The organism is Acuticoccus mangrovi (assembly GCF_016411865.1).
Lineage (GTDB): Bacteria > Pseudomonadota > Alphaproteobacteria > Rhizobiales > Amorphaceae > Acuticoccus > Acuticoccus mangrovi.
In genome coordinates this window covers 59,673-74,143 of the sequence record NZ_JAEKJA010000009.1, presented here as the reverse complement: position 1 = coordinate 74,143, position 14,471 = coordinate 59,673, and the positions used below count along the sequence as shown (strand labels likewise).

At 68.7% G+C, this 14,471-nt stretch carries 13 protein-coding genes; 9 read left to right on the top strand and 4 right to left on the bottom strand.

The genetic code is table 11. The features are described 5' to 3' along the window. The first annotated feature begins 27 nt into the window (after window positions 1-27). The 3 genes from JCR33_RS12200 (at window position 28) to JCR33_RS12190 (ending at window position 3,751) form a co-directional block, all read left to right on the top strand. Window positions 28-945 (top strand): LysR substrate-binding domain-containing protein, encoded by a 918-nt coding sequence (locus JCR33_RS12200; RefSeq protein WP_198882363.1) that lies wholly within the window; start codon window positions 28-30, stop codon window positions 943-945. Window positions 946-1,664: 719 nt separating this feature from the next. Next, window positions 1,665-2,750 carry an AbrB family transcriptional regulator gene (locus JCR33_RS12195; RefSeq protein ID WP_198882362.1) on the top strand — a complete coding sequence of 362 codons (1,086 nt, stop codon included), beginning with the start codon at window positions 1,665-1,667 and terminating at the stop codon, window positions 2,748-2,750. Continuing rightward, entirely contained in the window at window positions 2,750-3,751 is a 1,002-nt protein-coding gene (locus JCR33_RS12190) for a D-2-hydroxyacid dehydrogenase family protein (protein WP_198882361.1), read from the top strand. The genes JCR33_RS12195 and JCR33_RS12190 overlap by 1 nt, the downstream gene beginning before the upstream one ends. 65 nt (window positions 3,752-3,816) lie before the next feature. On the opposite strand, the gene JCR33_RS12185 is transcribed toward JCR33_RS12190, so the two are convergent. Further along, a complete protein-coding gene (locus tag JCR33_RS12185; RefSeq protein ID WP_232372536.1) occupies window positions 3,817-5,208 on the bottom strand; it encodes an aminotransferase in 1,392 nt (463 codons plus the stop codon). Between the two features lie 212 nt (window positions 5,209-5,420). Here JCR33_RS12185 and JCR33_RS12180 point away from each other — a divergent pair, with 212 nt between their 5' ends. Continuing rightward, window positions 5,421-6,368: an aminotransferase class IV gene (locus JCR33_RS12180; protein ID WP_198882359.1), complete on the top strand. Its 948-nt coding sequence runs from the start codon at window positions 5,421-5,423 to the stop codon at window positions 6,366-6,368. 29 nt (window positions 6,369-6,397) lie between these two features. On the opposite strand, the gene JCR33_RS12175 is transcribed toward JCR33_RS12180, so the two are convergent. After that, the gene (locus JCR33_RS12175) at window positions 6,398-6,778 is read right to left on the bottom strand and encodes a RidA family protein (protein ID WP_332461179.1); all 381 of its coding nucleotides are present in this window, start codon (window positions 6,776-6,778) and stop codon (window positions 6,398-6,400) included. 83 nt (window positions 6,779-6,861) lie between these two features. Continuing rightward, complete coding sequence (hemH, locus tag JCR33_RS12170; protein ID WP_198882358.1) at window positions 6,862-7,965, bottom strand: ferrochelatase; 1,104 nt, start codon at window positions 7,963-7,965, stop codon at window positions 6,862-6,864. Window positions 7,966-8,137: 172 nt separating this feature from the next. On the opposite strand from hemH, the gene JCR33_RS12165 reads away from it, so the two are divergent. From JCR33_RS12165 to JCR33_RS12150, 4 genes are all read left to right on the top strand, one after another. Beyond that, on the top strand, window positions 8,138-9,151 hold the full coding sequence (locus JCR33_RS12165; RefSeq protein WP_198882357.1) for a TRAP transporter substrate-binding protein: 1,014 nt from the start codon (window positions 8,138-8,140) through the stop codon (window positions 9,149-9,151). Between the two features lie 20 nt (window positions 9,152-9,171). Then, the gene (locus JCR33_RS12160) at window positions 9,172-9,675 is read left to right on the top strand and encodes a TRAP transporter small permease (RefSeq protein ID WP_198882356.1); all 504 of its coding nucleotides are present in this window, start codon (window positions 9,172-9,174) and stop codon (window positions 9,673-9,675) included. A gap of 82 nt (window positions 9,676-9,757) precedes the next feature. Next, window positions 9,758-11,059 carry a TRAP transporter large permease gene (locus JCR33_RS12155; RefSeq protein ID WP_408628755.1) on the top strand — a complete coding sequence of 434 codons (1,302 nt, stop codon included), beginning with the start codon at window positions 9,758-9,760 and terminating at the stop codon, window positions 11,057-11,059. A gap of 26 nt (window positions 11,060-11,085) precedes the next feature. Then, a complete protein-coding gene (locus tag JCR33_RS12150) occupies window positions 11,086-11,916 on the top strand; it encodes a sulfotransferase family protein (RefSeq protein ID WP_198882355.1) in 831 nt (276 codons plus the stop codon). 24 nt (window positions 11,917-11,940) lie between these two features. On the opposite strand, the gene kdsA is transcribed toward JCR33_RS12150, so the two are convergent. Further along, on the bottom strand, window positions 11,941-12,780 hold the full coding sequence (gene kdsA, locus JCR33_RS12145; RefSeq protein WP_198882354.1) for a 3-deoxy-8-phosphooctulonate synthase: 840 nt from the start codon (window positions 12,778-12,780) through the stop codon (window positions 11,941-11,943). Window positions 12,781-13,400: 620 nt separating this feature from the next. Here kdsA and JCR33_RS12140 point away from each other — a divergent pair. After that, a complete protein-coding gene (locus tag JCR33_RS12140; RefSeq protein ID WP_198882353.1) occupies window positions 13,401-14,399 on the top strand; it encodes a KpsF/GutQ family sugar-phosphate isomerase in 999 nt (332 codons plus the stop codon). Window positions 14,400-14,471: the final 72 nt, after the last annotated feature.

Here is a 14,471-nt window from a genome sequence, read left to right as displayed (position 1 = left end):
ATTGTTGGGCATGGAGAAGCTAAGGTTATGGATCGAGGCTATCGCAATCTGCCGCTCAACCCATTGCGCGCCTTCGCCGTCGCCTCGCGCCACAAGACCTTCACCGCGGCGGCCAAGCACATGGGCATCAGCCAGGTGGCGATCAGCCGGCAGATCGCCATTTTGGAGCGCTATCTGTCGGTGCGTCTCTTCGAGCGCGGCTCGCGCTCGGTGAAGCTGACCGACGTCGGACGCGCCTTCGGCCACGAGATCGCCGGGCTGTTCGACGATCTGGAGCGCGCCACCGAGCGCATCCTCTCCAACGAGACGCGCAACACGATCCACCTGCGCATCTACCCGACCGTCGCCCATCACTTCCTCTTGCCGCGGCTGCCGGAGTTCATGGCGCGCCATCCGGACTATCGCGTCCGCTTCGACACCACGGTGGAGCCGCTCGACTTCCGCGGCACCCATCTCGACGTGGCGATCCAGCTCGGCCGCGCCGACTGGAGCGACGCGCGCTGCCGCAAGCTGTTCGACGAGGTGCTCGACGTGGTGGCGAGCCCGCGCTACCTCGCCGCTGCCGGCCCGCTCGAGCGGCCCGAGGACCTCGCCGTCGCCGACCTTCTCCACTCCCGCTATCGCCGGCGCGACTGGGAGACTTGGGCGGCGGCGATGGGCATCGATCTCAACTGGCGCGAGGGGATCGAGTTCGAGACGTCGCTGTTGACCTACTCGGCCTGCACGCAGGGGCTCGGGGTGGCGATCGGTCAGATCGACCTCCTCGGCAACGAGCTCGCGTCCGGCGAGCTGGTGCGCCCCTTCGACCGCCCCCACGCCACCGGCGCGGCCTTCTACGTGGTGTGGCCGACCCTCACCTCGGTCAGCACCAAGACACGCCACTTCATCGACTGGGTGCTCGAGTCCGTCGGCGAGGCACCGGAGTTCTATCCGGCCCGAGCCTAACCCACGGTATGAATGACAAATTTCTGGTTATTCTTCGCTCGCCACCGGCATCGTTCAACTCGGCGTGAGGAGCTGTCGCACCGTGGATGCGAGGCCGCCGCACCATGCGGTCGCAGGTCGACGCACCCGTCGCCGCCCCCATCAGCGGTTATGGCAAAGGTCTTGACATCCGGACCTTGAGCGCGAAGGGTCGTGGTCCAACCAACGACCTGCGGCGTCCGTTCCGGCACAAACCGCAGGCCCGCGCCCGTCGCGAGGAAGCGCTCCATGCCAGGCCGTCTCATGTCGGGCCGTCCACGAGACACGACCGCCGCCGCGGCCGGGCGCGCCCACGCCGACCTCCGCGAGCAAACTATCGACACAATGGTGGGTCAACGCATCGGCCCTGCCAAGCCCTCCGCCGCCCACCCGCCCGGCGCTGCGCAATGCACCCATGCGATCGCAGTGGGTGCAATTCGACGAGCGAGGGTGACCACGACCGGCCCGGCGCCCTACAACACCTGCGTGAACACCATCCTTTTCGATCCAATGCACACTCCCATGGCCGAGGCTCGCCTCACCGCCCCGCGCGAACGCGGCGCAGAACGCTCGCCCGCCGAGCGTCGTCGGCGCCCCACCCACCAAGAACCCACAATGGCGGGCATGCCCCGGCCTCACGTCGGCGAAGGGAATTTCGCCGGAAATATCGACACGGCCGTCGATGGAGGGATGTCGACCCGGTGCGATTGACCCTCCCGACCCCCGGCCTGCGCCTCGCCCTCCTCGCCGAAGGCGCCAGGCTCCTCGGCATCTACTGCGTCACCGCGCTGACCGGCTACGTCTTCTGGCGCGTCGGCGCGCCGCTTCCCTGGATGATCGGCCCCCTCGTCGCCGCCGCCGCCATGTCCATGAGCGGCATTACGCTGCGCATCCCGGTGAAGACTCGCCCCTTCGGCCAGATCGTCATCGCGACGAGCGTCGGCTTCTTCTTCACCCCCCACGCCGTCGAGGCCGCGCTCGACAGCCTGCCCATCCTGCTGGGGTCGGCGGTGATGACGGCCATTCTCGGCTACGCCACCTCGGTGCTCCTCGCCCGCTTCACCGGGCTCGACCGGATCTCCGCCTTCCTCGCCAGCGTGCCCAACGGGCCGGTCGAGATGGCGAACCTCGCCCACCACTACGGCCGCGATCCGGGCCCCATCGCCTTCGCCCAGACGCTGCGCATCACCGCCATCGTGGTGTTCGTGCCCATCGTCATCTACATGATCCACGGCCAGTTCGAGCGGCCGACGAGCTTCGAGCCCGCACCCTTCCGCCCGCTCGCCCTCGTCCTCGTCGCCTGTGTCGGCTACTTCGCCGCGCGCGTCGGCAAGCTGGTGCGCCTCTCCAACCCCTACTTCCTCGGCCCCCTCGCTTTCTCCGCCGCGCTCACGGCGTTCGACGTGCCGCTCGCCCACTACCCGGTGCCGATGCTGTGGGGAGCCCAGGTGCTCCTCGGCACCTGGCTCGGTGCCACCTTCCGCCGCGAGCTGCTGGAGCGGGCCGGCCAGCTCGTCCTCGTGCTCTTCCTCACCACCATCTTGTTCATCGCCGTCTGCACCATCGGCGCAGCGAGCCTCGCCCTCGTGGTGGACATGCCGTGGGAAAGCCTCGTGCTCGGCTCCGCCCCCGGCGGCGTCACCGAGATGGCGCTGACGGCGAGCGTGCTCGGTCAGGACGTCGCACTCATCACCGCCTTCCATCTCATCCGCATCTTTCTCATCATGCCCAACATCCCCTGGGTGATCGCGCGGATCCACAAGGCACACCCCGAAAAAGGTACGTGATGGCCGTTCCCCTGAAGCCCGCCCCCACCGACCGCCGCGCCAAGATCGCCGTCCTCGACGACTATCTCGGCATCGCCCTCAGCCTCGCCGACTGGTCGGCGGTGGAAGCACGCGCCGACGTCACCGTGTTCGACCGTCACCTCGGCAGCACCGAGGAGCAGGTGGCCGCGCTCCAGGACTACGACGCGATCTGCGTGATCCGCGAGCGCACGCCGCTGCCGCGCGCCTACATCGAGGGACTGCCCAAGCTCTCCCTCATCGCCATGACCGGGCGGCGCAACCGCACGCTCGACCTTCAGGCCGCCGCCGACAACGGCGTCGCCGTATCGGCGACGACGGGCAGCGGCAACGGCGAATATGCGACGGTGGAACTCGCTTGGGGCCTCATCCTCGGCCTCCTGCGCCACATCCCGCAGGAGGCCAACGCCATGCGCACGGGTCACTGGCAGACCCGGCTCGGCAACACCGTGCTCAACCGCCGACTGGGTCTCCTCGGGATCGGCCGGCTCGGCGCCCGCATGGTGCCCATCGCCAACGCCTTCGGCATGGAGGTGGTCGCCTGGAGCCCCAACCTCACCGAGGAACGGGCCGCGGCGGCGGGCGCCCGATATGTCGACAAGGCGACGCTGTTTGCGACCTCCGACGTGGTGTCGCTGCATCTGGTGCTCGGCGAGACGACGCGCGGCATCGTGGGTGCCGAGGATCTCGGCCGCATGATGCCCTCGGCGATCCTCGTGAACACCTCGCGCGGCCCGCTCGTCGACCAGGCTGCGCTCATCGAGACGATGCGTGCGCGGCGCATCGCCGGCGCCGGCCTCGACGTCTACGACGAGGAGCCGCTTCCAGCCGACCACCCGCTGCGCACCCTGCCCAACACCCTCCTCACCCCCCACCTCGGCTACACGGTGGAGGAGACGCTCACGGGCTTTTATCGCGAGACGGTGGAAAACCTCGTCGCCTGGCTCGACGGCGCCCCGATCCGCCTCGTCCACCCCGACTGACGACCGTCGCTCCCGGGCCTGCGAAGGCGTCAGGGCGAGGCGCCGCCTCGCCCTGTGCAGCTCTGTCAGGCGGCGATAGCGCCTTCGCGGGCGAGCTCGCCCATCACGTCGTTCACCGCCTTCTCGAAGCGGTCAAACACCTCGTCGATCTCGCTCTCGGTGATGATGAGCGGCGGCGAGAAGGCGATCGAATCGCCGCTCGGCACGTTGCGCGTGATCAGCTTGTAGGCCGACTCCGCGCGCTCCTTGATGCGGCGTGCGACGACGCCGCTCGGATCGAACAGGCGCCCGGTCTTCTTGTCGGCGACGAACTCGACGGCGCCGATGAGGCCCTTGCAGCGCACGTCGCCGACGAGCGGGTGCTCGCCGAGCTTCTGGAGACGGCGCGCGAAGGTGGGCGACACGCGCCCCACATGGCCGCCGATGTCGCGCGTCTCGATGATCTCGAGCACCTTGAGCGCCACAGCGCAGGAGACCGGGTGGCCCGAGTAGGTCTGCCCGTGGGCGAAGAAGCCCACGCCGAGCGAGCCCTTCTCCATGCCGCGATAGATCTCGTCGGACAGGATCAGCGCCGACAGCGGCTGATAGGCGGAGGTGAGACCCTTCGCCACCGTCATCGTGTCGGGGGCGATCCCCATCGTTTCGGCGCCCCACAGTTTGCCGGTGCGCCAGATGCCGTTCACCACCTCGTCGTCGAGGAAGAGCACGTCGTGCTTCTTCAGCACCTCCTGCACCTTCTCGTAGTAGGGCTCGGGCGGAATGATGACGCCGCCCGCACCGGTGATCGGCTCGGCCATGAAGGCGGCGACGGTGTCCGGCCCCTCCTTCTCGATCATCTCGTCGAGCTCGCGGGCGAGACGCTCGGCAAACGCCTCGCGCGTTTCGCCGGCGTGGGCGTGGTGGAGATAGTGGGGATCGGTGGTGTGGAGGAAGCCCGGCAGCGGCAGATCGAACGCCACGTGGTTGATCGGGATGCCCGTCAGGCTCGTCGTCGCGACCGTCGCGCCGTGATAGCCGTTGTGGCGGGCGATGAACTTCTTCTTCTGCGGCCGCCCCACGGCGTTGTTGTAGTAGCGGATGAACTTCACCAGCGCGTCGTTCGCCTCCGACCCGGAGAGGGCGAAATAGACGCGGGCATCCTTGATGGGCGCCATCTCGGCCAGCTTCTCGGCGAGATCGATGGCGGGGTTGACCGACTTGTAGCCCACCGTGTGGTAGTAGGGGAGCTTGCGCATCTGCTCGGCGGCAGCCTCGACCAGCTCCTCCTCGCCAAAGCCCAGCGAGGTGCACCACATGCCGCTCGCCGCCTCGATGTAGGGCGTCCCGTTCTCGTCCTTCACGTAGATGCCCTCACCGGCGGTGATGACGGTGGGCAGGCTCTCGCGCTGGGCCTTCAGTTCCACGTAGCCGTGCAGAACATGGCGCACATCGCGTGCGGCGGGTGAGTTGGCGTTCAATGGCCTCTCCTTATCGAGCGGGTCGCGCCTTGGAGCCGGGGCGGCGACGGCGACGAGGGGCGGGCTGCCCCAACCAACGAGCGGCGTTGCCCTCCAGGTTGGACGCTTCGGCCCCAAAGTGCGACCCGTCGGCCGCGCAAATAGTTGCCATTGCCGCATAGAATGGCGTCACTAGGACCCTCTGCGGATGGTTTGGACAACGGAGACTGTCGATGGATCTCGCCGACCCCCTGGTCTACACGTCGCCGGACCCGGTGATGGCAGACGGCGCCGCGTATGTCGACGGTGCGTTTTGCCCGATCGCCGAGGCCAAGATCTCCGTGCTCGACTACGGCGTCACCCGTTCCGACTGCACCTATGACGTCGTCGGCGTCTGGCAAGGCCGCTTCTTCCGCCTCGACAAGCACCTCGACCGCTTCTACGCGAGCTGCGCCCGGCTGCGCCTGACACCGCCCCTCGAGCGGGAGGCGCTGGCGGTCGTCCTCCACGAACTCGTGGCGCGCACCGGGCTTTCGGACGCCTACGTGTCGATGACCTGCACGCGGGGGCGCCCCAACCCGGCGGCGCGGCGTGATCCGCGCGCCTCGACCAACACGCTCTACGCCTACGCGATCCCCTATGTGTGGCTCGCCGACGCGGACAAGCGCGCGGCCGGGCTCGCCATGGCGATCGCCCGCAACACCGAGCGCATCTCACGCCGCGCGCTCGACCAGCGCGCCAAGAATTATCACTGGCTCGACCTCGACATGGCGCTGATGGAGGCGCTCGACGGCGGCGCCGATACCGTGGTGCTGAAGGACCCCGAGGGGAACATCGCCGAGGGGCCGGGCTTCAACGTCTTCGCCTACCGCGACGGTGTCTGGTCGACGCCGGCCGACAACGTGCTCGAAGGCATCACCCGCGGTACGGTGATCGACCTCTGCGCCGAGCTGAACGTGGCGGTCGCCGCCGGGGCGATGAGCGAGGACGACCTTCTCGGCGCCGAAGAGGTCATGATCACCTCCACCGCCGGCGGCATCATCCCGGTGGTGAGCATCGACGGCCGCCCGGTCGGCGACGGCCGCCCCGGCCCCCACACCGCCCGCCTCGCGGCCCTTTATTGGGACAAGCACGGCGACCCGGCGTGGTCGGAGCCGGTCCGCGGCCTCGCCGCCCGCTAGCGCCCGGGGGGAGGATCTCCCCTCCCCGCCTAGAGGGCCACTACCAGGTCGATTTCCACCAGCGCGCCGACAGCGAGGCCGGTCACGCCGACGCAGGTGCGCGCCGGCCGCTTGCCGACCTCGAAATAGGTCTCCCACAGCGCGTTCATCGCCGCATAGTCGCGCTGGAACTCGGTCAGATAGACCCGCGCGAACACCGTGCGGCTCAGCGTGGTGCCGGCACCGGCGAGCACGGTGGAAAGGTTCGCCATCACCTGCCGCGTCTGCGTCTCCACGTCCTCGCCCACCACCTCGTGGGTGACCGGGTCGGTCGGCATCTGGCCGGTGACGAATAGAAAGTCCCCCGCCCGCACGGCGTGGCTGAACGGGGCGACGGGGCGCGGCGCACCGCCGATCATCAGATGCTCGATGCTCAACATGGTCGCTTCATACTCCTGCGGAGCTCCTCGGTCGGGCGGGGAGGATGCGTCGTCCCCACCGGCCGCCGCAAGCCTCAGACCCAGCCCATCAGCTCGCGGCGGACGACGTGCTCGATCACGCGCATCCCCTCCGCGCTGTCGTTGAGGCACGGAACGGCGGAGAAGTGCTCGCCCCCCTCCGCCATGAAGTAGCCGGCATTCTCCACGCCGATCTCCTCGATCGTCTCCAGGCAGTCGGCGACGAAGCCGGGCGTCATCACCGCCAGACGCTTGACCCCGGAGCGGGCGAGCGCCTTCACCGTCTCGTCGGTGTAGGGCTTCAGCCATTCGGCGCGGCCGAAGCGGGACTGGAAGGTCACCTTCAGCCGCTCTTGCGGCCAGCCGAGGCGATCGCGCAGGAGCCGCGCCGTCTTGTGGCACTGGCAGTGATAGGGATCGCCCTTCTGAAGATACTCGAGCGGCACGCCGTGGAAGGACGCGAGCACCATCTCCGGCTCGAAGTCGAGACCGGCGAGATGCGCCTCCAACGAGTTGGCGAGGGCGTCGATATAGACGGGGTCGTCGCAATATTGCGGCAGCGTGCGCACGGCGGGCTGCCAGCGCATCGCCTTGAGGGCATCGAAGGCGACGTCGTTCACCGTGGCCGTGGTGGCGGCCGCGTATTGCGGATAGAGCGGCACCACGAGAATGCGCTCGCACCCCTTCTGCTGCAGCCGCTTGAGGCGGTCGCCGATCGCGGGCATGCCGTAGCGCATCGCCCAGTCCACCTCGATGCGCGGCTCGGCGGCGAGGCTCGCGGCGAGCTTCTCGGCCTGGCTGCGGGTGATCGTGCGCAGCGGCGCCTCGTCGAGCTCATGGTTCCAGATCGCCGCGTACGCCTTGCCCGAGGCTTGCGGCCGCCGCGACAGGATCACCAGGTTGAGGAGCGGCCACCAGATGGCGCGCGGCACCTCGATGACGCGCCGGTCGGACAGGAACTCCTTGAGATAGCGGCGCATCGACCAATAGTCGGTGCCCTCCGGCGTGCCGAGATTGACGAGCAGCACGCCGATGCGCCCGAAGGCGACCGGCGGATGATCGGCCGGGAGGGCCCCCGGACGCCCCGCGAAGGGTCGCCGGTCGTCGAGCGGAGAAGTCGTGCCGATGTCGGCGGTACCGGTGGTGCTGATCGTGTCCATAAGAGGCAAGATAGCAATGCGCCCGCGAGATTCGAGGGGCGATAAAGCCCGATGCGGCCATCCGCGCCGGGGCGGTTGGCGCAAAATATGCCACCCGTCGACAGGGCCTCGGCTTGACGCCTAATCTGCCGAGAATGATGCCGGCCACCCGGCCCATAAGAGGATGATTCCCATGACGTCACTCCGCGCGCTTTCCCTCGTGGCCATCACCGCCCTCGCCGGCTTCAGCGCGCCGGCGCTCGGCCAGACGACGTTGACGGTGTCCAACTGGCTGCCGCCGAGCCATCCGATCGTGAAGGATATCGTGATCCCCTGGGGGGAGGCCGTGAAGGAGGCGACGGACGGGCGCGTGACGGTGGAGGTGATGGCCGCCCCGATCGGCAAGCCGCCGGCGCAATACGACCTCATCCGCGACGGTGCCGCCGACATCGGCTACGGCGTGCACGGCTACACGCCGAACCGCTTCGCCCTCACGACCATCGCCGAGCTGCCCTTCCTGTCGGACAGCTCCGAGACCCTCTCGGTCGCCTACCAGAAGGTCTACGACAAGTATCTCGCCAAGGCGAACGAGCACGAGGGGGTGAAGCTGCTCGCCGTGTGGACCCACGGGCCCGGCGAGATCTACACCGTGAAGGACCCCGTCAAGGACGTCGCCGACCTCTCCGGCAAGAAGATGCGCGTCGGCGGCGGCCTCGCCAACATGGTGGCGGACAAGCTCGGCATCGTGCCGGTGTCGGCGCCCTCGCCGCAGGTCTACGAGATCCTGTCGAACGGCGTCGCCGACGGCATCCTGTTTCCGCCCGAGTCGGTGCCCTTCTTCAAGATCGACACGGTGCTGAAGTACGGCACCGAGGTGCCGGGCGGGCTCTATAACACCTCGTTCTTCATGATCATGAACGAGGACACCTGGAATGGCCTCTCCGACGAGGACAAGAAGGCGATCGACGGCGTGTCCGGCGTCGCCCTCGCCGAGCGGGCGGGCAAGGCGTGGGACGCCGCCGACGCGGCCGGCCGCAAGACGATGGCCGAGGCCGGCATGACGGTCACCGCGGCCGACGAGGCGATGGTGGAGGAGCTCCACGGCGCGCTCGCCGGGATCGAGGCGGTGTTCATCGACGCCGCGGCGGCGAAGGGCGTCGACGGCGTCGCCGCGCTGAAGATGCTGCACGACGAAGCCGGCAACTGAGCCGACGTCGTCCCGCCGCCATGCGACCCGCCACCCTCGCCTCCGCGCTGTTGACCGCCATCGCGGGGGCGCTCCTCATGGCGATGATGCTCCTCACCGTCGTCGACGTGATCGGCCGCTACGTGTTCTCCGCGCCGGTGCCGGGGGCATTCGAGGCGACGGAGATCATGCTGGCTCTGGTGGTGTTCGCCGGACTGCCGCTCGTCACCGGGCGGGGCGAGCACGTCCAGGTGCGCCTCGCCCTCGACGGGATGCCGGGCGGGATGCGCTTCGTCCTGGAGCGCGCGGCGGAGGTGCTCGTCACCCTCCTCCTCGCCGGGGCGGCTTGGCTCCTCTATCAGCGCGGCGCGGCTCTCTCCCGCTACGGTGATGCCACCGTGCTCCTCGGCATTCCGCTGGCGCCGGTCGCCTTCGCCCTCGCCGCGCTCTCGGCCGTCTCCTCGATCGTCGCGGTGGCGCGTCTGGTGCAGGGATGTCGGGGCGCCCTCTCCCCGACCCCCGAGATCCCGCACGACGACATATGACGGCTTTCCTCGCTTACGCCACGCGACGTCGCGCCGGCGCGACCGACGCACGCTCTCGCCACCCCGCGCGAAAGGGTCGCCGATGATGGGTCTTGAGCCGTGGGTGCCGGGGCTCGTCGCGCTCGTCGTCCTCATCCTGTTGGGGCTGCCGATCGCGTTCGGGATGGGGCTCGTGGGCACCGTCGGGCTGGTGCTCCTCCTCGGCCCGCGCGGGGCGATGTCGATTGTCGGCCAGACGCTGTTCGACACCGGCCTTTCCTACACCCTCTCGGTGGTGCCCCTCTTCATCCTGATGGGCAATCTCGTGACCCGCGCCGGCCTTTCCGACAAGCTCTACGGCGCCTGCCACGCCTGGCTCGGGGCGCGGCGGGGCGGGCTCGCCATGGCGACGGCGGTCGCCTGCGGCGGCTTCTCCGCCGTCTGCGGCTCCTCGCTCGCGACGGCGGCGACGATGGGCAAGGTCGCCCTGCCGTCGATGCGCCGCTACGGCACCTCCGACAGCCTCGCCGCCGGCGTCATCGCGGCGGGCGGCACGCTCGGCATCCTGATCCCGCCGTCGGTGATCCTCGTGATGTATGGCGTCACCACCAGCCAGGACATCGGCGCCCTCTTCATCGCCGGCGTGATCCCCGGCCTCATCGGCGTCCTCGGCTACATGGCCGCGGTGCGCGTGACCTGCATGATCGACCCCGACGCCGGCCCCCGCGGACCGCAGACCACGCTGCGGCAGAAGCTCGTCGCGACGCGCGGCGTCGGCGGCGTGCTCGCCCTCTTCGTCCTGGTGATCGGCGGGATCTATGCCGGCGTGTTCACCGCCACCGAGGCGGCCGGCGTCGGCGCGTTCGGTGCCTTCCTCATCGCCCTCGTGATGGGGCGCCTCACGCTGCGCAGCTTCGCCGAGGCGCTCGCCGAGACGGCCGCCACCACCACCATGATGTTCGCGGTGCTGACGGGCGCGCTGGTGTTCGCGAGCTACGTGAACGTCGCCGGCCTGCCGGCCGCCCTCACCGGCCTCGCCGACGCCGCGGACTGGCCCCCCTTCGGCGTCCTCGTCGCCATCCTCGGCGTCTATCTGGTGCTCGGCATGGTGCTCGAGAGCCTGTCGATGGTGCTTCTGACGGTGCCGATCTTCGCCCCGATGGTCGAGGGCCTCGGCTACGATCTCGTGTGGTTCGGCATTCTCGTGGTGGTGATGACGGAAATCAGCCTCATCACCCCGCCGGTCGGGCTCAACGTGTTCGTCCTCAAGACCGTCCTTCCCGACGTCTCGGTCGGCACCATCTTCAAGGGCGTGATCCCCTTCATTCTCGCCGACGTGGTGCGCGTCGCCCTGATCCTCGCGATCCCCGGCCTCGCCCTGTGGCTGCCGAGCCTGATGGGCTGACCTCATCCGATCAACGGAGCCGACAGATGACCAACGTCAAGCGCTACGCCTTCCTCGGGGGCTCGACCCGCAGCGGAACGACGTGGCTGCAGATCCTGCTCGGCGCCCATCCGAAGGTCGCAACCTTGCGCGAAAGCCACGTGTTCGACCGCTACGTCGGCGAGATCGAGCGGCGCTATCTCGGTGAAGAGAGCGTGACGTCGGGCCCCGACGGGCTCAAGGCCTACATCGACGCCGACACCTTGGATGCGGAGGTCCTGCGCCCCCTCGCCCACGTGGTGCTCGACCGCATCGCCGCCACCAAGCCGAAGTGCGAGGTCGTCCTGGAGAAGACGCCCGCCAACCTGCGGATGGCGTCGACGATCCTGCGGCTCTTTCCCGAGGCCCACTTCCTCGTGATCGTGCGCGATCCGCGGGCGGTCTGCGCCTCCATGCTCGCCGCCGCGCAGGAGGACTGGGGCAGCTGGGCCGATCGCCCGATCCCCGAGATCGCCCGCGAGTGGATGCTGAACCTCTTGCGCACCCACCACCTCGAAACGACCATCGGACCCGCCCTCCGCGTCGTGCGCTACGAGGATCTCCACGCCGACAAGGACGCCGTGCTCGCCGGCATCCACGCCTGGCTCGGCATCACCTCGCCACGCCGCAAGTCATCGTCGGCAAGCGCCAAGCAGCTCGCCTCTCGCCAGAAGTCCGCCGATCCAGCGAGCCCGAGCTTCGACGTTCGCCCCAACTTCTTCCGCAAGGGCGAGATCGACAGCTGGAAGACGTCGCTCGAACCCGACGCCGTCGCCGAGATCGAGTTCCTCTGCCGCGCGGGCATGGAGCGCTACGGCTACGAGCCGGTCGGGACCTAGCCCCGACCGGGCCGCGCGACAGCCTCAGGCCGCGGCCTTCTTGGCGATCGCGTCGATCTCCATGAGCGTCCCGAGAAACGCCTCCATGGCGTCGAGGGGCAGCATGTTGGGGCCGTCGGAGGGGGCGTTGTCGGGGTCCTGATGGGTCTCCACGAACACCCCGGCGACGCCCACCGCCACGGCCGCCCGTGCCAGCGTCGGCACGAACTGGCGCTGACCGCCCGAGGCGCCGCCGAGACCACCCGGCTGCTGCACCGAGTGGGTGGCGTCGAAGATCACCGGCGCGCCGGTCTCGGCAAGCACCGGCAACGAGCGCATGTCGGACACCAGCGTGTTGTAGCCGAAGGAGGCGCCGCGCTCGGTCACGAGCACGTCGAGATTGCCGCTCTCGGTGATCTTGTTGACCACGTTCTTCATGTCCCAGGGGGCGAGGAACTGGCCCTTCTTGACGTTGATGATCGCACCGGTCTTGGCGGCGGCGACCAGAAGGTCGGTCTGGCGGCAGAGGAAGGCCGGGATCTGGAGGATGTCGCAGACCTCCGCCACGATCGGGCACTGCTCTTCATTGTGGATGTCGGTGAGCACCGGCACGCCGAACTCTTTCTTGATGTCGGCGAACACCGGCAGGGCCGCGTCGAGACCCATCCCGCGCTTGCCCGACAGCGACGTCCGGTTCGCCTTGTCGAAGCTCGACTTGTAGACGAAGCCGATGCCGAGCCGGGAGGTGATGTCCTTCAACGCGCCCGCCATGTCGAAGGCGTGCTGGCGGGTCTCCATCTGGCAGGGACCGGCGATCAGCGTCAGCGGGCCGTGATTGGAGAAGGCAACGCCGTTGGCGCTGACGGTGGAATGGGGCACGCTCATCGTGTTCCTCGGTCGCAAAAGGCGGCTGGGCCGCAGGCGGGTCGATTGGGCGCCGCTGTGACGCGACCCCAGAGATCGTGCGCCCCATGGGGCGCGGCAAGCGGTGGCACCGTCGGGACGCCGTCGTCTCTGTCGAGCATGCGGCCCCGCCTCGTCCCGGACGGCTCCCTGCACCAAGCGAGGCTTCAGAGCAAATCTGCCGCCGACGGTCGAGCCTCGACGCCGGATAACCGATTTGCACGGGTCCGCGCAGCCCCGGCGCATTGCAGCATGTTGCCACCAAATGTCAGGTATGGGAAAAACGCCGCCCCGACAATCCGCGCTGCGATGCCGACCGGATGTGCCGACGGTGTGGAGGAGGAACTCGAAGGCGACATCTCGTGTTGCAGTCGCGAACGGCGCCGAACCTTGCAGACGCCGACGACGGGACCGAGCCGCAGCGAGCGGCCAGATCATTCGAAGCCGACAATGTCAAAAATTCATCAATTTCAACCGTATCATATTGGTGTAAGAGCAGCCTCGCGGGCGATTCCAAGTGTGGGTTTCGCTCGCAGATGCGGCCCGTTCGCCCCAGGTTGCTGCACTGCGGCACTCCGGGGCGCCGCAGAATGGAGAGTGTGATGGACCAGGCGGTCGCAATCGGCAGGTCCGACGACTACGTTCAGGAAGCGTGCAACGCGATCGAGATCGAGATCAACGGTCTCAAGGCTCTGCAGGCTTCGGTCGGACCGAGCTTCACGGAAGCCATCGACGCCATCCTCGCGCGCAAGGGACGGGTCGTCGTCACCGGGATCGGCAAGTCGGGGCACATCGGGCGCAAGATCGCCGCGACGCTCGCCTCCACCGGCACCCCCGCCCTCTTCGTCCACGCCACTGAAGCGGCGCACGGCGACCTCGGCATGGTAACCGACGACGACATCGTCCTCGCCATCTCGAACTCCGGCGAGAGCATCGAATTCCAGCCTTTCCTACAATATTGCCGCCGCTTCGGAGTAACGCTGATCGCCATGACGGCGCGGCCCGACTCCTCGCTCGGCCGCTACGCCGACATCATCCTGGAGCTGCCCCGCGCGCCCGAAGCGTGTCCGCTCTCGCTGGCGCCGATGACGTCGACCACGCTCTCCCTGGTCTATGGCGACGCCCTCGCCGCCGCCCTCATCAGGGCCCGCGGCTTCAAGCGCACCGACTTCGCCAAGTTCCACCCTGCCGGCAAGCTCGGCGCGCAGCTCCTGCGGATGACGGACCTGCTCGACATGCGCCCGCACCTGCGCAGCGTGCCGCACGTCAACCACGACGCGCCGCTGAGCGAGGTCATCGCCACCATCACCGAGGGACGGCGCGGGGTGACGGCGGTGAACGCCGATGGCCGCCTCGTCGGCGTCGTCACCGACGGCGACCTGCGCCGGGCGCTCCTCCAAGGCGACATCTTCCACAAGACGGCGACGGAGATCATGGGCGGCAACCCGCTGCGCATCGGTGCCGACCATCTCGCCGTCGACGCCCTGTCGATGTGCGAGCGCCACAAGGTCGCCGCCCTCTTCGTCATGGGCGTCGACAGGCCGGAAGAGGTCGTCGGCCTCGTCCATCTGCAGGACCTTCTGTCGCTCGGCATCGTGTGACGGCCGGCATCGTTTGACGCTCGGGACGTCGCTTCGGCGCCCCTTCCTCCCGGCATCCGCATCATGCGGGGG